Source organism: Rhodoplanes elegans (assembly GCF_016653355.1).
Lineage (GTDB): Bacteria > Pseudomonadota > Alphaproteobacteria > Rhizobiales > Xanthobacteraceae > Rhodoplanes > Rhodoplanes elegans.
In genome coordinates this window covers 13545-38538 of sequence record NZ_NHSK01000111.1, presented here as the reverse complement: position 1 = coordinate 38538, position 24994 = coordinate 13545, and the positions used below count along the sequence as shown (strand labels likewise).

Sequence of the window (24994 nt, the reverse complement as noted above, 5' to 3'; positions counted from 1 at the left end):
GCTCAGCCCTTCATGAGGTTGATGTCCTCGACCGCGATCGAGCCTCGATTGCGGAAGAAGACGACCAGGATCGCGAGCCCGATGGCCGCCTCGGCGGCCGCCACGGTGAGAATGATCAGGGCGAACACCTGCCCGACCAGGTCACCCATGTGGGTCGAGAAGGCCACCATGTTGATGTTGACGGCGAGCAGGATCAGCTCGACCGACATCAGGATGATGATGACGTTCCGCCGGTTGAGGAAGATGCCGAAGATCCCGATCGTGAACAGGATCGCGGCGACCGCGAGATAATGGCCGAGGCCGATGGTCATCCTTGCGTCCCCCTCACAGCCCCTGCCCCGGCCGGACGTTCCGGAGCTCGATGATCGCCTCTTTCCGGCGCATCAGCTGGTCCGGGATCGACTGCCGCTTGACGCCGGGCTTGTGGCGCAGCGTCAGCACGATCGCCCCGATCATCGCGACCAGCAGCACGAGGCCCGCCGCCTGGAAGAAGTAGACGTAGCGCGTGTAGAGCACGAGGCCGAGCGCCTCGGCGTTGCTCACTCCGGTCGGGATCGGCAGCGCGACGGTCTTCGGCACGCCGGGCCCGATCGCCCAGGCGCCGGCGATCAGCAGGAGCTCGACCAGGAGCACGATGCCGATCAGGGCGCCGATCGGGAGATAGTTGTCGAAGCCGCGCCTGAGCTCGGCGAAGTCGACGTCGAGCATCATCACGACGAACAGGAACAGCACCGCGACGGCGCCGACATAGACGACGATCAGGATCAGGGCCAGGAACTCGGCGCCCATCATCACGAACAGGCCGGCCGCGTTGACGAAGGCCAGGATCAGGAACATCACCGAGTGCACCGGGTTGCGCGAGGCCACCACCATCACGGCGGAGGCGACGCAGACGCCGGCGAACAGATAGAAGAACAGCGCGGGGATCATGACTTCGTCCTCGGCGGGGCGAACGGAACGAGGCGCGGCGCCAGACTTCCTTCTCCCCGCGCGCGGGGAGAAGGTGTCTCGCCGCGGCGCGGCGAGACGGATGAGGGGACGTCTCCGCAGAGCAGAGACCACGAGATTCGCATAGACGAGATTCGCGGCGACGCCCCCTCACCCGGATGTCGCGCGGATCGCGCGACATCCGACCTCTCCCCGCACGCGGGGAGAGGTGTCCGGGGCGCGGCGTTCGTGGGGTGGGAAGACGCGATCATCCCGCTCACCGGTACGGCGCGTCGAGCGCGATGTTCTGGGCGATCTCGCGCTCCCAGCGGTCGCCGTTCCCGAGCAGGCGGGCCTTGTCGTAGTAGAGCTCCTCGCGCGTCTCGGTGGCGAACTCGAAGTTCGGACCCTCGACGATCGCGTCCACCGGGCACGCCTCTTGGCAGTAGCCGCAGTAGATGCACTTCACCATGTCGATATCGTAGCGCGTGGTGCGCCGCGTGCCGTCGTTGCGGCGCGGCCCCGCCTCGATGGTGATGGCCTGGGCCGGGCAGATCGCCTCGCACAGCTTGCAGGCGATGCAGCGCTCCTCGCCGTTCGGATAGCGGCGCAGCGCGTGCTCGCCGCGAAAGCGCGGCGACAGCGGGTTCTTCTCGAACGGATAGTTGATGGTGGGCTTCGGCTTGAAGAAATAGCGCATCGACAGGCCGATGGCCTGCACGAACTCCCACAGGAAGAGCTGCTTGGCGGCGAGGTCGAGTCTCATCGGGGGTCCCTCACTTCGGCGCGAGCCCGGTGTACTGCAGCACCCCGGCGACGACGACGACCATCACCAGCGAGATGGGCAGAAACACCTTCCAGCCCAGCCGCATGAGCTGATCGTAGCGGTAGCGCGGCACGAACGCCTTCACCAAGGCGAACATGAAGAAGACGAACAGCACCTTGAGGCTGAACCAGATCACCCCGGGCACCCAGGTGAACGGCGCGAACGGGATCGGCGAGAGCCAGCCGCCCATGAACAGGATGACGCACATGGCGCACATGGTGGTGATCGCCACGTACTCGCCCAGCATGAACAGGACGTAGGGCGTCGAGCCGTACTCGACCATGAAGCCGGCGACGAGCTCGGACTCGGCTTCGACCAGATCGAAGGGCGGCCGGTTCGTCTCGGCCAGCGCCGAGACGAAGAAGATGATGAACATCGGGAACAGCGGCAGCCAGTACCAGCCGAGCAGGCCGTACTGGGTGTCCTGCGCCTTGACGATGTCACCGAGGTTCAGCGAGCCGACGCAGAGCAGCACCGTGATGATCACGAAGCCGATCGAGACCTCGTAGGACACCATCTGGGCGGCGGAGCGCAGCGACGACAGGAAGGCGTATTTCGAGTTCGACGCCCAGCCGGCCATGATGATGCCGTACACGCCGAGCGACGAGATCGCGAAGATGTAGAGGATGCCGACATTGATGTCGGCGACGGCCCATCCGTCGGCCACCGGGATCACGGCCCAGGCCGACAACGCCAGCACGCAGGTGACGATCGGCGCCAGAAGGAACAGGCCCTTGTTGGCCCCGTCCGGGATGATCGGCTCCTTGATGGCGAACTTCAGCATGTCGGCGAAGGACTGCAGCAGTCCCCACGGGCCGACCACGTTGGGGCCGCGCCGGATCTGCACGGCCGCCCAGATTTTCCGGTCGGCGTACAGGATGTAGGCGATCGCCGTCATTAGGATCAGCAGCACGGCGACGCTGTGGATCACGATGAGCAGGAGCGGCCAGAGGGTGTTGGTCCAAAGCTCGGCCATCGGGGGCTACTCCGCGGCGCGCAGCGCGGCGCCGCCTTGCGCGAGTGCGGAGCACTCGGCCATGACGGCGGACGCGCGGGCGATCGGGTTGGTCAGGTAGAAGTCCGTGATCGTCTCGCCGAAGGGCGCCGGGTCGATCTGCCCGGCCGTGCCGGCCCGCGAGGCGAGCCGCTGCACGTCGTCGCCGCTCGCCGGCGTGATGCGGTCGAGCCGCTGCAGGTGCGGGTGGGTCTTGAACAGCGCGGCGCGGAGCTGGGCCAGCGAGTCCCACGGCAGCTTGCGACCCAGCACGTCGGAGAGCGCGCGAAGAATCGCCCAGTCCTCGCGGGCGTCGCCCGGCGGGAACGCAGCGCGCAGACCCATCTGCGGCCGCCCCTCGGTGTTGACCCAGAGGCCGGACTTCTCGGTGTAGGCGGCACCCGGCAGGATCACGTCGGCGCGGTGGGCGCCGCGGTCGCCGTGGGTGCCGATGTAGACGACGAAGGTCTCGGGGGCGACCTCGATCTCGTCAGCGCCGAGCAGGACCAGCACGTCGAGCGTGCCGAAGGCGGCCATCTTGGTCGCGTCGAGGCCGCCCTGCCCCGGCACGAAGCCGACGTCGAGACCGCCGACCCGCGAGGCCGCCGTGTGCAGCACGCCGAAGCCGTTCCAGGTGTCCGTCACGGCACCGGCCGCCACGGCCGCCTTGGCGGCGAGCGCCGCGATCGCGGCGCCGTCGGGCCGCGCCGTCGCGCCGGCCCCGAGCAGCACCAGCGGCCGCTCGGCGGCCGAGAGGATAGGGGCGAAGTCGCCCTTGCCGGCGGCGAGGTCGGCGAGCGTCTCCGGACCGGCGCCGAGATAGTGGTACGGATAGGTGAGATCGACCCGCGGGCCGATCACGCCGACCGCGAACGGCCCCATGCGCCAGCGCTTGCGGATGCGGGCGTTGAGGATCGCCGCCTCGCGACGCGGATCGGCGCCGACGATCACCAGTGCGTCGGCCTGCTCGATCCCGGCGATGGTCGGGTTGAACAGATAGGTGCCGCGGCCGAGCGCCGGATCGAGCGCCGCGCCATCCTGGCGGCAGTCGATGCTCTTGGAGCCGAGGCCGGACAGCAGCTCCTTGAGCGCGAACATCTCCTCGACGCTGGCGAGATCACCCGCGATGGCGCCGATGCGGCCCGGCCCGGTGGTGTCGATCTTCGCGGCGATCGCCTTGAACGCCTCGCCCCACGACGCCGGCCGCAGCTTGCCGTTCTCGCGCACATAGGGACGATCGAGGCGCTGGACCCGCAGCCCGTCGACGACGTGGCGGGTCTTGTCGGAGATCCACTCCTCGTTCACGTCCTCGTTGAGACGAGGCAGGATGCGCAGCACCTCGCGACCGCGGCTGTCCACCCGGATCGCCGAGCCGACCGCGTCCATCACGTCGACCGACTGGGTCTTCGAGAGCTCCCAGGGGCGCGCCGTGAAGGCGTAGGGCTTCGAGGTGAGCGCGCCGACCGGGCAGAGATCGACGACGTTGCCCTGCAGCTCGGAGGTCAGCGCGTGCTCGAGATAGCTGGTGATCTCCATGTCCTCGCCGCGCCCGATGGCGCCGAGCTCCGGCACGCCGGCGACCTCGGTGACGAAGCGCACGCAGCGGGTGCACTGGATGCAGCGATTCATCGAGGTCTTGACGAGGGCGCCGAGATACTTGTCCTCGACGGCGCGCTTGTTCTCCTGGAAACGCGAGGAGTCGACGCCGTAGGCCATCGCCTGGTCCTGCAGATCGCACTCGCCGCCCTGATCGCAGATCGGGCAGTCGAGCGGATGGTTGATCAGCAGGAATTCCATCACGCCTTCGCGCGCCTTCTTCACCATCGGCGACTTGGTGAGCATCACGGGCGGCTCGCCGTTCGGACCGGGGCGCAGGTCGCGCACGTTCATGGCGCAGGAGGCGACCGGCTTGGGCGGGCCGCCCTTCACCTCGACCAGGCACATGCGGCAATTGCCGGCGATCGACAGGCGCTCGTGGAAGCAGAAGCGCGGAATCTCGGCGCCCGCCGCCTCGCACGCCTGCAGGAGCGTGTACTCGGCCGGGACGTCCACTTCGATGCCGTCGACGACGATCTTGGTCATCGCGCTTCCCTTGTCCTCTCCGTCGTCACGTTCGGCTTCGCGCCGGGCATCCGAGCGCCCGAAGGCCCGGATGGCCGGGACGCGCCCGGCCATGACGTCAATCTTCGTTCTAGGCGTCCGACAGCTCGAGCCGCCGCTCGATCCTGGTCAGTCGATCCTCGAGCCGGTCGATCCGGCGGTTGACGCCGGCCAACCCTTCCACGACTCCGGTCATCCGCACTTTCAGCTCGCGCACATCGTCCGTCAGATCGTTGAGCTTGCGATCGAACCGCCGCATGAACTCCAACAAGATGCTGTCGATCTGCTCGGCCATCGTTCGGTCCGCCCTACTCCGCCGCCTCGGCGACCGTATTGGGATCGCGCACGCCCTCGTCGTCGGGGCGACCCGCGTACTCGTCGATGCGCTTCTCGATCTCGTGGCGGAAATGCGTGATCAGGCCCTGGATCGGCCACGCCGCCGCGTCGCCCAGCGCGCAGATGGTGTGACCCTCGACCTGCTTCGAGACCTCGAGCAGCATGTCGATCTCGCGCTTCTGCGCCCGCCCCTCGGCCATGCGCGAGACGACGCGCCACATCCACCCGGTGCCCTCGCGGCACGGCGTGCACTGGCCGCAGCTCTCGTGGCGATAGAAGTACGAGATGCGCGCGATCGCCCGGACGATGTCGGTCGACTTGTCCATCACGATCACGGCGGCGGTGCCGAGACCCGACTTCAGCTTCATCAGCGAGTCGAAGTCCATCGGCAGGTCGTTGCAGAGATCGGCCGGCAGGCAGCGCACCGACGAGCCGCCCGGAATCACGGCGAGCAGATTGTCCCAGCCGCCGCGCACACCGCCGGCATGCCGGTCGATCAGCTCGCGCAGCGGGATGCCCATCTCCTCCTCGACATTGCACGGCTTGTTCACGTGCCCGGAGATGCAGAACAGCTTCGTCCCGGTGTTGTTGGGCCGGCCGATCGAGGAGAACCACGAGGAGCCGCGGCGCAGGATGGTCGGGCCGACCGCGATGCTCTCGACGTTGTTGACCGTGGTCGGGCAGCCGTAGAGGCCGACATTGGCAGGGAACGGCGGCTTCAGCCGCGGCATGCCCTTCTTGCCCTCGAGGCTCTCCAGCAGCGCCGTCTCCTCGCCGCAGATATAGGCGCCGGCGCCGTGATGGACGTAGAGGTCGAAGTCGAAGCCGTGGATGTTGTTCTTGCCGATCAGCCGGGCCTCGTAGGCCTGGTCGATCGCCGCCTGCAGGCGCTCGCGCTCGCGGACGAACTCGCCGCGCACGTAGATCCAGCCGACCGAGGCGCCCATGGCGAAGCCGGCGACCAGGCAGCCCTCGATCAGCAGATGCGGATCGTGGCGCAGGATCTCGCGGTCCTTGCAGGTGCCGGGCTCGGACTCGTCGGCGTTCACGACCAGATAGCTCGGCCGTCCGTCCGCCGAGGTCTTCGGCATGAACGACCACTTGAGGCCGGTCGGGAAGCCGGCGCCGCCGCGGCCGCGCAGGCCCGAGGCCTTGATCTCGTTGATGATGCCATCGCGGCCTTTCTCCAGCAGCGCCTTGGTGCCGTCCCAGGCGCCGCGCCGGCGCGCGCCCGCGAGGCCCCAGTCGTCGAGGCCGTACAGATTGGTGAAGATGCGATCGCGATCGTGCAGCATCATTCGCGCCTGGTGGTTCTGCCGCCGCGGGGACCGACCCCGACCGGCGGCTTGGGAACGGCCTCTTCACGCACGTTCGCGGCCTCGCCGGGCCGCTTGGCGTCGCTGTCGGCGAGCGCCGGCTCCTTCTCGGTGGCGGGCGCACCCGTCCCGGCGTCGCCGGTGAGCGTGGTCGGCCCGCCGACCGGCGCCGAGAACTGCCGGTCGATCTGCGGTCCGGTCTTCACCTCGCGGCCCGCCGCGAGATCGTCGAGCAGCTTCGCGAAGTTTTCGGGCGTCAGATCCTCGTAATAGTCATAGTTGATCTGGGCCATCGGCGCGTTGACGCAGGCGCCCAGGCACTCGACCTCGACCCAGGAGAAGGTGCCGTCGGCCGTCACGTGATGCTCGTGGCCGATCTTCTCCTTGCAGACCTTCTTCAGCGCGTCGGCGCCGCGCAGCACGCACGGCGTCGTGCCGCAGAGCTGGACGTGGTGCTTCCCGACCGGCTCGAGGTTGAACATCGTGTAGAACGTCGCGACCTCGAGCACCCGGATCACCGGCATGCCGAGCAGGACCGCGACGTGCTCGATCGCCTTCTGCGGCACCCAGCCGCCGGCCTGCTCCTGCGCCCGCCACAACAGCGGGATCACGGCGGAGGCCTGGCGTCCCTCCGGATACTTGGCGATCTGGCCCTTGGCCCATTCGAGATTCTCGGCCGTGAAGGCGAACGCCTCCGGCTGCTTCTCGGCGGGAGCGAGACGACGGACGGCCATTAGCGGTCAACCTCCCCGAACACCAGGTCGAGCGAGCCGATGATGGCGGTCATGTCGGCCAGCATGTGCCCCTTGCTGATGTGATCGATCGAGCTCAGATGCGCGAAGCCGGTCGCCCGGATCTTGCACTTGTAGGGCTTGTTGGTGCCGTCGGCGACCAGATAGACGCCGAGTTCGCCCTTCGGCGTCTCGGCCGCGGCGTAGACCTCGCCGGCCGGCACGTGGAAGCCCTCGGTATAGAGCTTGAAGTGGTGGATGAGCGACTCCATCGAGCGCTTCATCTCGCCCCGGCGCGGCGGCGTCACCTTGTTGTCGGTGGCGAGCACGGGCCCCTGCCCGTCCGGTTGCTTCAGCTTGGCGAGGCACTGCTTCATGATGCGGATCGACTGCCGCATCTCCTCCATGCGCACAAGATAACGGTCGTAGCAGTCGCCGTGCTTGCCGACCGGGATGTCGAACTCCATCTCGTCGTAGCACTCGTAGGGCTGGGCGCGGCGCAGGTCCCAGGCGCCGCCCGCGGCGCGCACGAGCGGGCCCGAATAGCCCCAGCCCCAGCACTCGTCGAGCGTCATGATCCCGATGTCGACCATGCGCTGCTTGAAGATGCGGTTCTCGGTGAGGAGCGCGTCGAGATCCGCGATCATGCCGAGGCAGGGGTCGCAGAACGCCTCGATGTCGTCGAGCAGCGCCTGCGGCACGTCCTGATGCACGCCGCCCGGGCGGAAGTAGTTGGCGTGCATGCGGGCTCCCGAGGCGCGCTCGTAGAAGCCCATGATCTGCTCGCGGAACTCGAAGCCCCACAGCGGCGGGGTCAGCGCGCCGATGTCGAGCGCGCCGGTCGTGATGTTGAGGATGTGGTTCTTGATGCGGGTCAGCTCGAGGAACAGGACGCGCAGGAGCTGGCCGCGACGCGGCACCGTGATGCCGAGCATCCTCTCGATCGCCATGCAGAAGACGTGCTCCTGCGACATCGGCGAGGAGTAGTCGAGGCGATCGAAATACGGGATCGCCTGCATGTAGGTCTTGTACTCGATCAGCTTCTCGGTGCCGCGATGGAGGAGCCCGACATGCGGGTCGGCCCGCTCCACCACCTCGCCGTCGAGGTCGAGCAGCAGCCGCAGCACGCCGTGCGCCGACGGATGCTGCGGCCCGAAGTTGATCGTGAAGCTGCGGACGGACGTTTCGGCCATGCTCAGGTCGCCTGTGAGACGCGAGTAGCGGGTAGCGAGTGGCGAATGGCGAGTAGCGAACGGCGGCGCGTGCTCATGTGGGCGCTCACTTCGCCTTCTCGTCGCCCGGCAGCACGTAGTCGGTTCCCTCCCAGGGCGAGAGGAAGTCGAAGTTGCGGAACTCCTGACCGAGCTGCACCTTCTCGTAGACGACGCGCTTCTGCTCGTCGTCCCAGCGCACCTCGAGGAACCCGGTGAGCGGGAAGTCCTTGCGCAGCGGGTGCCCCTCGAAGCCGTAGTCGGTGAGGATGCGGCGCAGGTCCGGATGGCCGGTGAACACCACGCCGTAGAGATCGAACACCTCGCGCTCGAACCAGTCGGCGCCCGGATAGACCGAGATGATCGACGGCACCGGCGTCGTCTCGTCGGTCTGCGTCTTGATCCTGATGCGCCAGTTCTTGGTGGGCGACAGCAGGTGGTAGACCACGTCGAAGCGCTTCGACCGCTGCGGCCAGTCCACCGCCGTCACGTCGACGAAGCCGACGAAGGCGAAGTCGGGATCGTCGCGCAGCCGCTTGGTGACCGCGACGATCTCGGCCGCCACGGCCGTGATCGTCAGCTCGCCGACGGCCACGCTGTACCCCGTCACGGCGCCCGGCAGCGCGCGCAGGACGGCCTGTCCGAGCTCGTCGAGCCTGTCCACGACGACCTTGTCGTCCATGCGATCCTCGCGCCTATCGTTCGATGGTACCGGTACGGCGGATCTTCTTCTGGAGCAGCAGAACGCCGTAGAGCAGCGCCTCCGCGCTCGGCGGGCAGCCCGGGACGTAGACGTCGACCGGGACGATGCGGTCGCAACCGCGCACCACCGAGTAGGAGTAATAGTAGTATCCGCCGCCGTTGGCGCACGAGCCCATGGAGATGACGTAGCGCGGCTCCGGCATCTGGTCGTAGACCTTGCGCATCGCCGGCGCCATCTTGTTGGTCAGCGTGCCGGCGACGATCATCACGTCGGACTGGCGCGGCGAGGCGCGCGGCGCGAAGCCGAAGCGCTCGAGGTCGTAGCGTGGCATCGCCGCGTGGATCATCTCGATGGCGCAGCAGGCCAGCCCGAACTGCATCCACATCAACGAGCCGGTGCGCGCCCAGTTGATGATCTCGTCGGTCGCCGTGACGATGAAGCCCTTATCGGCCAGCTCGTCGTTCAGGCCGACGAAGAAGGGGTCGTCGGCCCCGACCGGCTTGCCGGTGCGCGGGTCGAGGACGCCGGTCGGGGCGGGAGCCACCAGAGTCCGGTCGGATTGGGTCCGGTCGGTCAATCCCATTCGAGGGCTCCCTTCTTCCATTCGTAGACGAAGCCGATGGTCAGGACGCCGAGGAAGACCATCATCGACCAGAAACCGAACAAGCCGATCTCGCCGAACGCCGCCGCCCAGGGAAACAGGAACGCAACCTCGAGGTCGAAAATGATGAACAGGATGGAGATGAGATAGAATCGGACGTCGAACTTCATGCGGGCGTCGTCGAATGCGTTGAACCCGCATTCATAGGCCGAGAGCTTTTCCGCGTCGGGATTCTTGTAGGCGATGAGGAACGGCGCGACCATCAGGCCGAGCACGATCACGAGGGCGATGGCGACGAACACCACGATCGGCAGATAGTCGAGCAGCAAGCCGTTCATTCGAGACCCCTGATCGCGATCGACATTCCGACGGGAGGGAGGTCCCTGCCGGCGGCCGTTCTCGTGCTTCTCGGTCCCGGACGGTTCCGGTCCGGGCTACCCCGCTGCGCCCGTGCCGCGGCATCCCAGGGCGATCGATTGGAGCGTTTCCAGGGCGGCGACGCGAGACGCTTACCGCAGTGCCCCACAGCCCGCAAGCGGCGCGGATGCCGGAAGAAGGGGCAGCGGCTCTGCATCGCCAGAGCATCCGCGCGCCATGGCCGAAGCGGCCGGGGCCGCACTGTGCAGGCTCCCTAAATAGGCACATCCCAAAGCATTTCCACCCGAGCACGACACCTCCGCTGGTTGTTCTGGGGGCGCCGGCGACGCGCCGCGTTCGGTGCCGTTCCCGGTATCATGCGGAGGATGACTCCGTGCCGCAAGGCAAGATGTAGCGAATCAGCATTCCGCCCTGTGGCCGGCGCCTTCGGCGCCGACGGGAGCGCCCGGGGCCGGCCGTGCGCCCAGCCCGGTGAGCGGAGCGCCCGTGCGCGCGAGACAGCGCGGCGGCGGGCCCGTCCGCCTCACTCCGCGGCGCTCGCGACCGGCCCCTCGGCGCTGAGGTCGAGCACCACCTTGCACAGGCCCGGATCCTCCGGGTCGTGCTCGATGCGGAAGCCGAGCTCCGTGCACATGCGCAGCATCGTGGTGTTGTCGCGCAGGACCTGGCCCTCGACCTCGGAAAGTCCCTCGGCCCGGGCGTAGTCGATCATCCGCTGCATCAGCACCCAGCCGAGGCCCCTGCCCTTGAGGTCGGAGCGCACCAGCACGGCATACTCGCCCTTCTCGTAGTTCGCGTCCGAGTGGATACGCACGCCGCCCAGCATCTCGCCGGTGCGCTCCTCGATGGCGACGAACGCCATGGCGCGGGCGTAGTCGATCTGCGTCATACGGGCGATGAAGGTATGACTGAACTCCTTCACGGGTGCGAAGAAGCGCAGCCGCAGGTCGTGCTCGCTGACGTGCTTGAAGAAGTCGAGGTAGAGGTGCTCGTCCTCCGGGCGCACCGGGCGCAGCAGCACCGGGTGGTCGTCCCAGCCCGGCACGTGCATCTCGAGCTCCTTGGGATAGGGCCGCACGGCGAAGCGGCTGCGGGCGCCGGCCGCGACGGGCGCGATGGTGATGCGGCCGTCCACCGCGATCACGCCGCTCTCGTCGGCCAGGACGGGATTGAGGTCGATCTCGCGGATCTCCGGCATGTCGGCGAGGAGCTGCGAGATCTTCACCAGCACCAGCTCGATCGCCTGGCGGTCGGCCGGCGGCACGTTGCGATAGGCGCCGAGCAGCGGGCCGGCGCCGGTGCGGTCGACGAGGTCGCGGGCGAGCTTCATGTCGAGCGGCGGCAGCGCCAGTGCCTTGTCGTTGAGCACCTCGACCGCCATGCCGCCGCGGCCGAACACCACCACGGGGCCGAAGATCGGGTCCTCGGCGGCGCCGACGATCAGCTCGCGTGCCTTCGGCTTGACCACCATGGGATGGACCGTCACGCCGATCAGCCGCGCCGTCGGCATCGCCGCGCGGGCGCGGGCCAGGATGTCCTCGGTCTCGCGGCGGACCGCCTCCTCGCTCAGGATGTTGAGGCGGACGCCGTCGATCTCCGACTTGTGGACGATGTCGGGCGACAGGATCTTCAGCACCACGGCCTGGCCCTTGGCCAGATACGGCCGCGCCGCGCGCGCCGCCTCGAAGCCGTTGCGGGCGAGATGGCTCGGTGCGACCGGGATGCCGTAGGCGCCGAGCAGCGCCTCGATCTCGATCGGGTCGAGCCAGGTCTTGCCGGCGGCGAGCGCCTTGGTGATCACGCCGCGTGCGGTCTCGGTGTCGGAGACGAACTGGGTCGGCACGCTCGGCGGCGTCTCCATCAGCGAGTCGTTGGCCTCGCGATAGCGGACCAGATGCATGAACCCGCGGATCGCCTCGGTCTCGCTGTCGTAATGCGGAATGCCGGCCTGGTCGAAGATGCGGGTCGCCTCGCCGCGGTCGCCGACCCAGACGCACAGCACGGGCTTGCGCATCATGCTCCGCGCGCGCTCGCGCTGGATCACCTCGACGACGGCGGCGGCCGACTCGGCCGGCGAGGCGAGTGCGGTCGGGCAGTTCATCACCAGCACGGCGTCGTTGTCGCGGTCCGAGATCAACTGCGCCAGCACGGCGCGGTAGCGCTTGGCGTCGGCGTCGCCGATCAGGTCGACGGGGTTGGAGCGCGACCAGGACTTCGGCAGCACGGCGTCGAGCTCGGCGACGCGCTTCTCCGAGAGAGTCGCGAGCGTGCCGCCGAAGTCGATCAGCCGGTCGACCGCCAGGACCCCGATGCCGCCGCCATTCGTCATGATGGCGAGGCGCTTGCCCTCGAACGGGCTGAGATGGCCGAGCGTCTCGGCGGCGGCGAACAGCTCGTCGAGGTCGAGCACGCGCAGCAGGCCGGCGCGCCGGAACGCCGCGTCGTAGACGGCGTCGGCGCCGGCGAGTGCGCCCGTGTGGGTCGCGGCGGCGCGCGCCGCCTCGGTGTGCCGGCCGGACTTGACCACGATCACGGGCTTCACGCGGGCCGCGCCGCGGGCCGCGGACATGAACTTGCGCACGTCGGTGATCGACTCGACATACATCAGGATCGCACGCGTCTTCCGGTCGAGGGCGAAGTAGTCGAGCAGGTCGCCGAAGTCGACGTCGACGGCGTCGCCCATCGAGGCGACGGCCGAGAACCCGATCGAGCGGCTCGCCGCCCACTCGACGAGGCTCGACGCGATGGCGCCCGACTGCGAGATCAGCGCGAGGTCGCCGACCTTCGGCATGCGGGTGGCGAAGCTGGCGTTGAGCGCGAGGCTCGGCACCAGGACGCCGAGGCAGTTCGGCCCGAGCACCCGCAGGCCATGCGGCCGCGCCGCCTGGGCCGTCGCCTCGGCGAGCGAGCCGGGCCCGTGACCGAGCCCCGAGGTGATGATCACGGCGGTCGGTATCTTCAGGGCGCCGGCCTTCGCCACCAGGCCCGGCACCTCGGCCGGCGGCGCCGTGATGACGAGCACGTCCGGCGTCCCCTCGAGCTGGTCGAGGCTCGCCACCGCCGGCACGCCGTCGATCTCGGCGTGGTGCGGATTGACGAGCTGCAGCTTGCCCTTGAAGCCGGCCTCGCGAATGTTTCGAAGAACGATACGCCCGAGGGAGAGATCGCGCGGACTCGCTCCGGCGAGCGCCAGCGACTTCGGGGCGAAGAGCGACTGCAGTCGGTAGGTGCTCATGGATTCGCCTCGTCTGGCGCCGAGGGCCCGCTGCGGACAGATCCCCGGCAGAATGGTCGGCCTGATGCGGCAATTCTCGCCGCTTGCGAATACGCAGCATTGCTGCAACGCAAACTACGAAGGCGGCGGACAAACGAAAAGACGACGAACGGCGCAGACGGCGGATGGAAAAGACCGGGCGGGAGACCGGGCGACCCCCGAACTAATACAAAAAACGTCGACTATGCCGGGAGATAGGGACCAGCCCGGGGGCTCTGTAGCCCGACTCGCGCAGGCACCGCATGCGCAGTTTACCGAAGGCGCGACCCAGCGACGCGGCGGGGTGGATTCCGTCATTCCGGGGCGCGGGCGCGGCCCGCGAGCCCGGAATCCATAACCCCAGTCTCAATGGCTCACGACATTCAGGGCGTATGGGGGTTCCGGGCTCGGCGCTACGCGCCGCCCCGGAACGACTGAGGGCGGGCGCAGGTAGCCCGCCCGCAATATCCGTCGCTACCGCTTGATCGGCTCGAACGGCACCTTGAGGTCGCCCGACTTGTACTTGGCCGGGTGCAGGATCACCTGCTTGCCCTGCTTCTTGAACTGCTCGAGATCGTTGCCCTCGATGCCGCGGTACTGGATCAGCAGGATGCGCGGCTCTGCCCATTCGCCGCGGTCGCCGAACGCGATATCGCCGACGATCGTCGTGAATTTGGTCTTGCGGATGTGATCGGCCAGCGCCTTGTCGTCGAGCGAGCCGACCGCCTGCACGGCGGCGCCGAGGATCTGCATCTCCGAATAGGCGAAGGGCGGGATGTAGAGGCCGAGCGGATCGACGCCGGCCGGCGCGGCGCGCTCGCGATACTTCACCAAAAACTGCTCGATGCCGGGGAAGTTCATGGTCGGCTCGGGGACGTAGAGATCGTAGGCGACGATGTTCTCCAGCATCGGCCCGAGCTGCTGCTTCAGCGCCGCGAACTGAAGGCCGATCATGCCGCCGCCGACCATCCGGGCGCCGAGCCCGACCTCGTGGACAGTGCGGATCATGCCGGCCGAGTCCGGCGGATAGGATGCGATGAACAGGAGGTCCGGATTGGCCGCCTTGATGGCCCGCACGATCGGCGTGAAGTCGACCGTGGAGGGCGGATAGGTGCGGTCGTAGACGATGCGGAAGCCGGCCTTCTTGGCGTTCTCGCGCGCACCTTCGAGCGCCAGGATCGAGAACTCGGCGTCGGCGCCGACCAGCGCGACCGTGCGCGGCTTCGGGTCGAGCTTGCCGGCGAGCTCGAAATAGCCCTTCGAGAACTCGAACTTCGCCTCCGGCCCGTTGGGCTGGATCTGGAAGTAGCGGTCGTAGCGGAACTGGTCGTTGGCGGCGAGCGCGAACAGCGACATGAACAGCTTGCCGCGCTGGATCACGACCGGCATGGCGGCGGCGGTCGGCACCGTGGCGTAGCCGGAGATCACCAGGTCGACCTTGTCGACGTCGAGGAGCTTCGTGTAGATGCCCGGCACGGTCGCCGGATTGGACTGGTCGTCGTAATAGACGAGCTCGACCTTGCGGCCGAGCAGGCCCCCCTTCTGGTTCACCTCCTCGGCCCAGATCTGATAGGCGAGCAGCGCCGCGCGGCCGCCGCCGGCGAGCCCGCCGGTCAGCGCCATGCTGAACCCGATTTTTATCGGCGCGCCCTGCCCGGCTGCCGGTCCCGGCACCGAGAAGGCGGCGAGCGTGCCGGCGAGCGCCGTGCCGCCGCGGACGAGCGTCTCGCGTCGCGTGAAGTCGGTCACTGTGTTTCTCTCCCTTGGCCGCTCCCGTCCCGGCCCGTTCTGGTCCGCGAGACGAGGCTCGGGGATCGACGGTGCCGGCGAAGCGGTCCTGTTCGTTGGTCGCCTGTCGACGATAGGTCGCCGGGCGCGCCGGGGCAACGGCGGTGGTGGGCGCCGGGATCAGAGGCACGCGGCGCGACGCGTATAGGCGTCGAGCCGGTCGGGGCCGAGCATCTCGGTCGCCTGCAAGGCGAGGGCCGGCCCGGCGGTCAGCGCGGCCAGCGGAAGCCCCTCCAACGGATCGACGCCGTCCGGGCCGATGACCAGCGGCCCGTGCAGCAGCACCGCCGCGTCGATCAGGTCGACGCGTGAGAGCGCGGCCGCGACGGTCGGGCCGCCCTCGATCAGCAGCCGGGTGATGCCGAGGCCGCCGAGCGCCCGCAGCGCCGCGGCCGGGTCGACCCCGGGGCCGGTCTCGGCGGGCGCGACATGGATCAGATGAGCGCCGGCCTCGCGCAGCCGCGCCACCGCGTCGGCCGGCGCGTCGGGCCGCGTCACGATCCACAGCGGCGTCTCGCGTGCCGTCGCCACCAGGCGGGACGTCGGCGGCAAGCGAAGCGTCGCGTCCATCACCACCCGCACCGGCGAGCGCGGAAAAAGCCCCGGCAGCCGGCAGGTGAGCAGCGGGTCGTCGGCCAGCGCCGTGCCGATGCCGATCAGGATCGCGTCGTGCATGGCGCGCATCAGGTGGACGCGGGCATTCGCCGCCGCGCCCGTGATGGCTACCGGACGCCGTCCGGCGAGCGCCACCTTGCCGTCGGCCGAGAGCGCCATCTTCAGCGTGACGTGCGGTCGCCCCTCCAGCACGCGGCGGATGTGGCCGGCATGCGCCGCGAACGCCTCGGCGGCGCCGACCCCGATGTCCACGACGATGCCGGCGTCGCGCAGGATCGTGTGGCCGCGCCCCGCCACCCGGGTGTCGGGATCCTCGATCGCCGAGACCACGCGGGCGATCCCGGCCGCCCGGATCGCGTCGACGCAGGGCGGCGTCTTGCCGTGATGCGAGCACGGCTCGAGCGTCACATAGAGGGTTGCGCCGCGGGAAAAATCGCCGGCGCGCTTCAGCGCCTCGGTCTCGGCATGCGGGCGGCCGCCCGGCTGGGTCCAGCCGCGGCCGACGATGCGGGGCGTGCCGCCGTCGAACCGCACGACGACGGCGCCGACCGCCGGATTCGGCCAGGTGTTGCCGAGTCCACGCCGGCCGAGCGCCAGCGCCAGCGCCATGAAGCGGGCGTCGAGAGCGGGATCGGCGGAGTTTTCGGGGGACGCGGCCACGATCGGTCTGCACGGTTCGGACGAAGGGCCGCGACCATGCCGGTCCGGCCGTCGCGTCGCAAGCGCGTCGCGCGAATTCCGCATCTCCGCTCCGAAGCCGGCGCCATGGACGCCCGCCCGGGCCGGGTATCTAATCCGCCTGCCCCCGCCTCTCGGCCGCGCCGGTCTCTGCGCGCGGCGATCCGGAGAACATCGATGAAAACCTTCGTGCTGGTGCACGGGGCGTGGCACGGCGGCTGGTGCTGGCGCCGCGTCTCCGACCTGCTCGTCGAACAAGGACATCGCGTGTTCGCCCCGACCCTGACCGGGCTCGGCGAGCGCAGCCACCTGCTCGGCCCGGCGGTCGGGCTCGACACCCACGTCGCCGACGTCGTCAACGTGATCAAATGGGAGCGGCTCGAGGACGTGATCCTGGTCGGCCACTCCTATGCGGGCTTCATCCTGACGGGCGTCGCCGAGCAGGTCGCCGACAGGATCGGCGCGCTCGTCTTCCTCGACGCCTTCATGCCGGAGAACGGCTCGGCCATGATCGACGGCACGTCGCAGGGCGTGCGCGACGCCATCGCGGCCGCGCCACAGACCGGCGAGATCGCGCTGAAGCCCTACCCGGCCGCGGCGCTCGGCGTCGCCGAGCCGGACCGGCCGTGGGTCGACGGCCTGTGCACGCCGCATCCGATGAAGACCTACACGGACCGCATGGTGCTGACGGGTGCGCGGGACAGGATCGCCAAGAAGGTGTTCATCCGCGCCAAAGGCTTCCCCAACGCCGCCTTCGACGCCGTGACGGCGAAGCTCGCTGCCGATCCGTCGTGGCGGATGGAGGCGCTCGCCTGCGGCCACGACGCCATGGTGGCCGACCCGCAGGGCGTCGCCCGCATTCTGCTGGCGGTGTGAGTTCGTTCCCACCCATCGGCGCCGTCATTCCGGGCCGGCGCCATCGGGTCCGACCTTCGGCCGGCCCGACGACAGGCTCCGCGCCGGACCCGGAATCCAGCCAGAAACGCGCTCGTCGTCGCTGGATTCCGGGTTCTCGCGTTCCGCGCGCCGCGGAATGCCGACAGGTCATATATAGTCGGAGCGACGGCGCCCGCGACTCGGGAGAGGGGTGCCGGCGCGTCGTGCCGTTCACGGCCTATCGCCGGACCAGCTTCGAGCTTTGCCGGCACGCGCACGCTGCAGAGTCTCTCTCGGTAGCTCGCCGTAACGTTGCCGATACAGCCGCGAGAACTCGCCGAGATGGCTGAAGCCGGTCGCGACGGCGATTCCCGTAACGGTCGCCTCCGGGTCCGCCCGCTCCAGCCGGTCTCGCGCAAGCGCCAGGCGGTGGTCGCGCACATACTGCACGATGGTCTTGTCGAACTCACTTCGGAAGCGGAACTGCAGCGTCCGCAAAGACACACCAGCGAAACGTGCTAGAGCGGCGAGATCGACATCGCCCTCGGCATGGGCGTGAATGAACTCCATGGCACGAGGCAGCGCGACGCCGCCACGCGAGGGGCCGCGCTGTCGCGAGTGGCGCGCCGCCGCCGCGATGACGCGCGCGAGGCGAAGAACGAGGATCTGCTCGTGCGCGCTCCGGAAGCGGTCGAAGTCGACCAGCGCGGCCGGCTCCTGATCGATGCTGGCGACCAAGTGATGAACGTGCTCGGCGAAAAGCCGCAGTCCGTCGAGGCGCGGATCGCAGCCGAACCGATCGAGCACGGCGCCGATCTCGGCATTGCACTCCAGCAGATCCATCGCCCCGGCGAGGCGCGACCTCGGCATCCGCACCTCCAGGAAATGCCCGGCTCCGGCTTGGCCGTCCAAGCCGCGTGCCGGCATCAGCGCCGCCCGGCCGAAACCGGCGAACTCGCGGGTCCAGCGCCCGCCCTGGATGCGGAACGCGGCCGAGGTCGGCAGCAGCACTCGCACGGTCTCGATCGGCTCCATTCGCGCCAGCACACCGACCGAGGTGACGGCCGAGCCGAGGATGACCGAATCGGAAGCCTTTCCAAACGTGAAGGCGGCAATCTGACCCTTGAAGGCCTCTCGCGCCGCGGGCTCGAATCTGGAGACCTCCGGAGTGAACACGCGTCCGCCCACGCGAAACTCGTCGAAGCTGCTGGATCGGACGATCACGAAGCGGTCGAGCATGCCGTCCCCTCCGTCGATTTTTCTCTTCTTGCCCGCTCCGGCCGGCCACTGGACCGGCCGGAGCGAGTCGGGGTGGTTCGTCGGGAGCCAGTCAGCGGCGGCCGCTGTCCTTGCCTCCTGTGAGCATTGTCGCATTCCCGTCGGGCATCATCACGACCCCGTCCACGGCGAGGATGCTGGTCATGATGACGGAGCGGAGCCGCGCGCGGGCGCTCGCCATCACGGCCTTCGACTCGGCGATCCGGTTCTGATGATCGTTAGCGTCCGGGAGATCGGCCGCCGCCCGGTCCAGCGCGTCGAGGATCGCCATCAACGGCTGCGTGCAGTCGAGCAGCGAGCCCAGCAGTCGGTGAGCGTCGGCCGGACCGGCCTCGGGAGCGTTCTCGGCCAGCGGCACCTTGGGGAAGTCGACGATGTTCGACATTGGATCACTCCTGTGAGGACGATGCGCGTCATGCCGAACGGACGTTCGCCAGGAACCGGTCGACCTCGAGCTTGAGGCGGTTGCTTTCGCCGGCCAGCGACTGGGCCGAGGACAACACCTGGGAGGAGGCCGACCCCGTCTCGCCGGCGCCGCGGTTGACCTCGGTGATGTTGCTGGCGACCTCGGTGGTGCCGGCCGCCGCCTGCTGGACGTTCCGGGCGATCTCCGAGGTCGCCGCACCCTGCTCCTCGACGGCGGCCGCGATGGTGGCGGAGATCTCCGAGACCCGCGCGATCGTCCCGCCGATCGCCTTGATTGCGACGACCGAAGCCTGGGTGGCCGATTGCATCCCGGCGATCTGGGACGAGATCTCGCCCGTGGCCTTCGCGGTTTGCGCCGCCAGCGCCTTCACCTCCTGAGCGACGACGGCGAACCCCTTGCCGGCCTCACCTGCCCGTGCCGCCTCGATGGTGGCGTTGAGCGCCAGCAGGTTGGTCTGCTCGGCGATCGCCGTGATCAGCTTCACGACGTCGCCGATGCGGCCAGCGGCGATCGAGAGGTGGCCGATCTGGGCGTCGGTCTCCTGCGCCTCCCGCACGGCCTCGCCGGTGATTCGCGTCGATTCCTGGACCTGGCGGCTGATCTCGTTGACTGACGCGGCCATCTCGTTGGTGGCGGACGCGACGGACTGGACGTTGGTGGAGGCCTGCTCGGAGGCGGCCGCGACGGTCGCCGAGAGGTGCTGCGTGGTCTCGGCCGTGCGGGTGAGCGTGCCAGCCGCCGCCTCGAGCTCGGTCGCCGCGGCCGACACCGTGTCGACGATGCCGCCGACCGCCCGCTCGAAGCCGTCAGCGAGCCGGACCATCTCGGCCTTGCGTTCGGCGCTCGCGCGCCGGTCCTGCTCGGCTCTCTCCTCGGTCTCGCGCCGGGCCCGCTCGGCCGCCTTGACCTTGAACGCCTCGACGGCGGCCGCCATGGCGCCGACCTCGTCGCCGCGGCCGAGACCCGGCAGCACCACCGAGAAGTCACCTTCGCCGAGCCGCTTCATCGCGGCAACCAGGCCGACCAGCGGTCGCGTGATGCCGCGGCCGATCACCACGGCGAGCCCGAGCCCGAGCACCACGGCGGCGATGCCGAGGCCGATCATCAGGACGTTCGCCTGGGCGACGACCTGATGTGTCTCGGACTGGATCTGGGCGAGGCCGGCGCGCTGCGCCTGGCTGTACGCGCCGAGTGCCGTGTTGATACGGTCGGCGAGCTCGACGAAGGTTCGGTTGAGCAGCGCGTCCAGCTCGGCGGTCTCCTTCACCACCGCCTCGAACGCCTGAGCGTACGCATGCATCGTCTGGGTCGTCTCGGTTGCGAGGCGGCGGTGCTCGGGATTGCTCAGACGCCGGTCGAGCCCGGTTGCGGCCGTGTCGAACGCGGCAAGGCTGGTGCGGAACCGGGACACCGTCGCCTGACCGGGCTTGCCGAGAAACCGCAGGGCGTCGAGGCGCGCCAGCATCAGCGCCTCGCGCACCAGCGCCGCGGCGGCCACGGCTTCGGCCTCCCCGTCGGCCGTCAGCTGGCGCACCAGCTCGGCCACCGCCGCGCGCGCTTTCGTTCCGAGCGGATCCATGCGCTCGGCGACCGTCTTTTCGCGCGCCGTGCGCAGTGTCACGGCCGTGCCGATCTCCCCGACATACTGGTCGACGAGCGGCCTGACCGCCTGCAGGGCCGCCTTCCGCTCGGCGACGATCAGGGCGTCGGTCAACGCGGCGATGTCCTTCGGCAGGGCAGCCGCCAACCCACGCACCCGCTCCAACGCCTCGGGGCTGCCCGTCGTCGTGTAGGCCAGTACGTTTCGCCGCAAGCCGACGAAGTTGCGCTCGATGGCGAGGCCCGCGACCGTGTTGGTGCTGATCGTCCCGTAAGTGTCGAAGGACTGCCCGATGGAATTGATGCTGCGCACGGCCAAGAGGGCGAGCGCGACCAGCAGGACCAGGGTGACGCCAAATGCGGCATAGATTCGCGTCCCGATCGGGAGCCGACTGACAAGGAGGCTCAGGCGGCTCGATCTCCACACCGGAACCGGCGGGCTCGACATGGACATGGACATGGGGCCTTGTTCCTCGACGGTGCATCCGCCGGAGCACACGTCGCCTGAGGCCGCGCGCAGGGGTTCACCTGCACCGAGCCGAATGACGTGTCGCTCCGTTGTGCGGAGATTTCAGCGAACGATCTGAACTGACTGGCACCGACCGGATGATGACACACGGTCGCGGCGATACGCCGTTATTACGGATTTGACTGTTTGCGGATTAAATTTTAGTAAAAAAGTAAAATAACTTCAAGCAGTCAACCTGTGTGTTCTTTGAGATACAGTTTGGATGGAAGTAATTACTGTTTCTTTCTGTGATAAGTAGCGTATTCGCCGGATTTAGATTGTCGGATTCGCGCAGGAATGTCGGATTTCCGCGAAGGAGGTATGAAGATCGGGGGCACTTCGGATGGCAAAATGAATCGGCCTCGCGCGAAAGCTGCGGCTTTCCGGGTCAGCTTCGTAGAGTCGCCATTGCACGCCAAGCGTGCGCCACCATTGTTCTGGTCCGCGCAGATAAAGGAGGCGCTGCGTTCTGTCGGGCAAGGAGCCCCCCAGCGACGTAGCGATCCGTGCCGACGCGGGTGCGGCACGCCGAGCTGGTCGCCGGCGACATGCCCCAGTGGTCACCCTCGATCCGCGATGCGCTGTCGCCGGGACGCCGTGGCGGGAGTTCATGGCCCGACCTGCGCGACCATCAGCTCCGTCGATCCGCGCCGCGTCGACCGGCACCGAGAGGCCGCCGTCGCCGTCCCGGTGCTCGGCCTTCCCTGCTCGCGCTGCGACCCGCACGCGCCGATGTCACGACCAACGATCAGTCCCTCACGCCCGCGAAATACGCGCCGGCAGGCCTTGGCGGACCGAGGTGCCGGAGACCGGGTCGAGCCAGACCGACAAGTCCTTGCGGGTCGGATCCGACAGGCCGAGATCGTTGAGGTTGATGCCGGCGCCGAGCGCCTTTCCATCGGCCTGGCGGGTGCCGCCGATCTGGTGCGCGCGCGCCCCGAACTCGGTGTGGCCGAAGCCGTGCTCGACGGCGATGACGCCCCGCATCACGCCCTTGCGGACCAGCGCCGTGCCGACCACCGTGCCGCCCGGCGTCGCGATCCGCACCGGGTCGCCGTTGGCGATGCCGAGCCGCGCCGCGTCGTCGGCATGCAGGGCCACCGGGTTCTCCGGATGGATGCCGCGCAGCCGGTCGAGGCCGATCGTGTAGGCGCTCATCAGCACCGACTTCTGGCTGATCAGCAGCATCGGCCACTCCGCCTCCGAATAGACCGTGCGCATCGGCGTGCCGTCGCAGAAGGACGGCGGCGTCCATTGCGGCACGCCGGAGTGGCGCCTGCCGGTCATCGAGCTCTTGGCCGTGCCGACCTGCTCGTTGTAGAGCGTCAGGGCCGGCGCGAATTTTTGGGCCATGCGGTCGCCCTCGTAGGCCTGGCCGTAGGGCTGATAGCGCCCACCGCGCGTGAACACGTGGGCGGCCTTGCGCCACTCCTCGGGCTTCAGCGTCGCCTGCAGGGCCGGCACGTGGCGGCCGAAGCCGGTCAGCGCGACGTCCTCGTCGGTCGCATCGTTCACCGGCTTCTGGCCCGCGAAGCCGACATTGGCGGCGGCGCGGAAGAACCAGTCGGTCGGCTTGTCGAGTGACAGCAGCGTGCCGGCGGCGTCCGCCATGGCGTTCGGCCCGAAGCCCGGCAGGCCGAGCGTCTTGCCGAGCGCGATGAAGAACGCCTCCATCGAGATCGGCTCGCCGTCCGCCGTCTTGGCGTTCTTGGACTCGACCACGGGCCAGCGCGCCGTCGAGGTGCGGCTCGGCACCGCATGCCAGGGCGCCGCGAAGCCCCAGGTCTCGAACAGCAGCGTGTCGGGCAGGATGTAGTCGGCGAACGCGCCGGTCTCGTTGATGAACGGGTCGATCGAGACGATCAGCGGCAGCTTCTTCGGATCCTTCAACGCGGTCGAGATCGCGCTCTTCAGCCCCGGGATGCCGTAGATCGGGTTGGCGTTCCAGACGAACAGCGCCTTCAGCGGATACGGATAGCCGTTGAGCGCGCTGGTCAGCCACTCCGAGCCGAGCTGCGGGGCGGCCGGATACCACGGCGCCTGCGACGGATACGGCTTGCCGGCCGCCGCCTTGCGCTTGAACTCGCTCGACCGCTCGTAAGGCACGTTGCGCGACAGCGGCGTCCCCTTCGGCGTCACCTGACCCGGGAAGCCGTCGAGGTCGTAGCGCGGCCCCTTGCCTTCCGCCGGGAAGGCGCCGCCCGGCACCATCGTGCCGCCCTTCACGTTGATGTTGCCGATCAGCGTGTTGAGGGTGACGAGCGCGAAGGCGCTGTAGAAGCCGTTGCCCGCCATGGTGCCGCCATGGGTGTTCACGGCCGCCTTCTTGCCGTGGCTGGTGAACTCCTCGGCGAGCCCGGCCAGCGTCTCGGCCGGGATGCCGCAGACCGCCGCATACTCCTCGAGCGAGAAGCGCCGCGCGCTCTGCGCATACAGATCGAACGAGGAGCGCAGGCGGATCGGCGTGTCGCCGACCGTGAAGGCGTCGTTCACGAGCAGCGCGGCCGGGCCGGCGAGCGCCGTGTGCGGCGCGAGCGCCCCGGTGCCGGGCTCGACCACGACGAACGGGTCCTTGTCGGCGTACCTCTCCCCCTCGATCGTCAGCCCCAGGTCGGACCCGCGCAGCATGAAGCCGTCGCGCGGATGGCCGGGCTCGGCGACGACGAGATGGGTCGCGTTGCTCCAGCCGGCCTCGCCGGCGGCGGCCGCCGCCTTGGGGTTCGGCTGCGTCAGGAAGTTTCGATCGTAACGCTCGTTGTCGATGATCCAGCGGGCGAGCGCCATGGCGAAGGCTCCGTCGGTCGCCGGCTTGATCGGGATCCAGCGGCCGCGATGCTTGGCCGCGAGGCTGTCGGAGTGGCCGATCACCGGATCGACGACGACATAGCTCAGCTTGCCGTCGGTGCGGCCCTTGGCGACCATCGCGGCCTGCCGCTTGAACGGGTTGCCGGCGTTGGCCGGCGCCGTGCCGCAGAAGATGATGAACTCGCAATTGGCGAAGTCGGGCTTGGCGTGCGGCAGCGTCTTGACGTTGCCCATCGCGGCGGCGGAGCCGGACCGATAGGAGCCGCCGCAATAGCCGCCGTGGCCGATGAAGTTGAGCGAGCCGAACGCCTTCTGGACGAAGCGTCGGGCGAAGTTCTCACGACCCTCGTTGGTCGACGAGAGAAGCCCGACCTGATTGACCTTCGGCCCGAGCTCGGGCGCCTTCGGGTCGATCGGATCGAAGCTGCGCAGCGCGCGCAGGCCCTCGACGTGGCCCTCGCCGAACAGGTCGCCGCCCTCGGCGACCTCGCGCACCATCTGCTCGAACGAGATCGGCTGCCAACGCCCCTCGCCGCGCGGGCCGACGCGCTTCAAAGGCTGCGTGATGCGATACGGGCTCGACATCCAGCCGAGCATCGCCGAGCCGCGCCCGCAGGTGGTCGAGCGCCCGTCGAGCCCCTTCTCGCCGGCCCGCGACACCGCGACGAACGAGTCCCGGACCGACATGTCGGGCGGCAGCGGCGGATCGGCGGAGAGCGGGTGGAAGGGATTGCCGGCGACGCGCAGCACCGCGCCGCTCGTCTTGTCGACCCGGACCCGGACGCCGCAATAGGTCGTGCAGCCCATGCACATCACATAGGAGACCTGCTGGTCCGGGTTCGGCGTCAGCTGGCCGGTCGCGGGATCGACCGTGAACTCGGGCTTCAGCGAAGCGCCGTGGATGTCGGCGGCCTTCGCCTTGGGAGCGAGCGAGTCGACGACGCCCTCGACCACCTTGCGGCCGGTCTCGGCATAGCCGGCCGCGAAGGCGCCGAGCCCGCCGACGGCGACGCCGGTCTTCAGAAGGGTTCTGCGGTCCATGGC

At 68.9% G+C, this 24994-nt stretch carries 19 protein-coding genes and 1 pseudogene; 1 reads left to right on the top strand and 19 read right to left on the bottom strand.

Annotated features, from left to right (window positions below; genetic code table 11):
- Nucleotides 1-2: 2 nt before the first annotated feature.
- The 15 genes from nuoK to ribD form a co-directional block, all read right to left on the bottom strand.
- Nucleotides 3-311 carry an NADH-quinone oxidoreductase subunit NuoK gene (gene nuoK / locus CCR97_RS14570; protein ID WP_111359287.1) on the bottom strand — a complete coding sequence of 103 codons (309 nt, stop codon included), beginning with the start codon at nt 309-311 and terminating at the stop codon, nt 3-5.
- A 13-nt stretch (nt 312-324) separates the two neighbouring features.
- Nucleotides 325-930: an NADH-quinone oxidoreductase subunit J gene (locus CCR97_RS14565; protein WP_111359286.1), complete on the bottom strand. Its 606-nt coding sequence runs from the start codon at nt 928-930 to the stop codon at nt 325-327.
- A 274-nt stretch (nt 931-1204) separates the two neighbouring features.
- Nucleotides 1205-1693 (bottom strand): NADH-quinone oxidoreductase subunit NuoI, encoded by a 489-nt coding sequence (gene nuoI / locus CCR97_RS14560; protein ID WP_111358321.1) that lies wholly within the window; start codon nt 1691-1693, stop codon nt 1205-1207.
- A 10-nt stretch (nt 1694-1703) separates the two neighbouring features.
- Complete coding sequence (gene nuoH / locus CCR97_RS14555) at nt 1704-2729, bottom strand: NADH-quinone oxidoreductase subunit NuoH (RefSeq protein WP_111358322.1); 1026 nt, start codon at nt 2727-2729, stop codon at nt 1704-1706.
- Between the two features lie 6 nt (nt 2730-2735).
- Nucleotides 2736-4829, bottom strand: a complete 2094-nt coding sequence (gene nuoG / locus CCR97_RS14550; protein WP_111358330.1) for an NADH-quinone oxidoreductase subunit NuoG — start codon at nt 4827-4829, stop codon at nt 2736-2738.
- 109 nt (nt 4830-4938) lie between these two features.
- Nucleotides 4939-5142, bottom strand: a complete 204-nt coding sequence (locus tag CCR97_RS14545; protein WP_111358323.1) for a hypothetical protein — start codon at nt 5140-5142, stop codon at nt 4939-4941.
- A 13-nt stretch (nt 5143-5155) separates the two neighbouring features.
- Nucleotides 5156-6478 carry an NADH-quinone oxidoreductase subunit NuoF gene (gene nuoF / locus CCR97_RS14540; RefSeq protein ID WP_111358324.1) on the bottom strand — a complete coding sequence of 441 codons (1323 nt, stop codon included), beginning with the start codon at nt 6476-6478 and terminating at the stop codon, nt 5156-5158.
- Complete coding sequence (gene nuoE / locus CCR97_RS14535; RefSeq protein WP_111358325.1) at nt 6478-7233, bottom strand: NADH-quinone oxidoreductase subunit NuoE; 756 nt, start codon at nt 7231-7233, stop codon at nt 6478-6480. The genes nuoF and nuoE overlap by 1 nt, the downstream gene beginning before the upstream one ends.
- On the bottom strand, nt 7233-8423 hold the full coding sequence (locus CCR97_RS14530) for an NADH-quinone oxidoreductase subunit D (protein WP_111358326.1): 1191 nt from the start codon (nt 8421-8423) through the stop codon (nt 7233-7235). Before CCR97_RS14530 ends, nuoE begins: the two co-directional genes overlap by 1 nt.
- An 85-nt stretch (nt 8424-8508) precedes the next feature.
- Nucleotides 8509-9123: an NADH-quinone oxidoreductase subunit C gene (locus CCR97_RS14525; protein WP_111358327.1), complete on the bottom strand. Its 615-nt coding sequence runs from the start codon at nt 9121-9123 to the stop codon at nt 8509-8511.
- 13 nt (nt 9124-9136) lie between these two features.
- Nucleotides 9137-9727 carry a NuoB/complex I 20 kDa subunit family protein gene (locus CCR97_RS14520; protein WP_201159595.1) on the bottom strand — a complete coding sequence of 197 codons (591 nt, stop codon included), beginning with the start codon at nt 9725-9727 and terminating at the stop codon, nt 9137-9139.
- The gene (locus tag CCR97_RS14515; protein ID WP_111358329.1) at nt 9718-10083 is read right to left on the bottom strand and encodes an NADH-quinone oxidoreductase subunit A; all 366 of its coding nucleotides are present in this window, start codon (nt 10081-10083) and stop codon (nt 9718-9720) included. The genes CCR97_RS14520 and CCR97_RS14515 overlap by 10 nt, the downstream gene beginning before the upstream one ends.
- 563 nt (nt 10084-10646) lie before the next feature.
- Complete coding sequence (locus CCR97_RS14510; protein ID WP_201159594.1) at nt 10647-13358, bottom strand: bifunctional acetate--CoA ligase family protein/GNAT family N-acetyltransferase; 2712 nt, start codon at nt 13356-13358, stop codon at nt 10647-10649.
- Nucleotides 13359-13850: 492 nt separating this feature from the next.
- The gene (locus tag CCR97_RS14505; protein ID WP_111356928.1) at nt 13851-15125 is read right to left on the bottom strand and encodes an amino acid ABC transporter substrate-binding protein; all 1275 of its coding nucleotides are present in this window, start codon (nt 15123-15125) and stop codon (nt 13851-13853) included.
- 159 nt (nt 15126-15284) lie between these two features.
- Entirely contained in the window at nt 15285-16388 is a 1104-nt protein-coding gene (ribD, locus tag CCR97_RS14500; protein ID WP_244670467.1) for a bifunctional diaminohydroxyphosphoribosylaminopyrimidine deaminase/5-amino-6-(5-phosphoribosylamino)uracil reductase RibD, read from the bottom strand.
- A gap of 246 nt (nt 16389-16634) precedes the next feature.
- Here ribD and CCR97_RS14495 point away from each other — a divergent pair, with 246 nt between their 5' ends.
- Complete coding sequence (locus CCR97_RS14495; RefSeq protein WP_170145797.1) at nt 16635-17333, top strand: alpha/beta fold hydrolase; 699 nt, start codon at nt 16635-16637, stop codon at nt 17331-17333.
- Between the two features lie 231 nt (nt 17334-17564).
- On the opposite strand, the gene CCR97_RS14490 is transcribed toward CCR97_RS14495, so the two are convergent.
- The 4 genes and pseudogenes from CCR97_RS14490 to CCR97_RS14475 all read right to left on the bottom strand — a co-directional run bounded on the left by CCR97_RS14490 (nt 17565) and on the right by CCR97_RS14475 (nt 24991).
- Nucleotides 17565-18572, bottom strand: a complete 1008-nt coding sequence (locus tag CCR97_RS14490) for a helix-turn-helix domain-containing protein (protein WP_170145796.1) — start codon at nt 18570-18572, stop codon at nt 17565-17567.
- 91 nt (nt 18573-18663) lie between these two features.
- Entirely contained in the window at nt 18664-18996 is a 333-nt protein-coding gene (locus CCR97_RS14485; RefSeq protein WP_111356924.1) for a hypothetical protein, read from the bottom strand.
- Nucleotides 18997-19024: 28 nt separating this feature from the next.
- Nucleotides 19025-20131: pseudogene (locus tag CCR97_RS32535) on the bottom strand (methyl-accepting chemotaxis protein); the annotation flags it as partial.
- Nucleotides 20132-21901: 1770 nt separating this feature from the next.
- Entirely contained in the window at nt 21902-24991 is a 3090-nt protein-coding gene (locus tag CCR97_RS14475) for a molybdopterin dinucleotide binding domain-containing protein (protein ID WP_201159593.1), read from the bottom strand.
- Nucleotides 24992-24994: the final 3 nt, after the last annotated feature.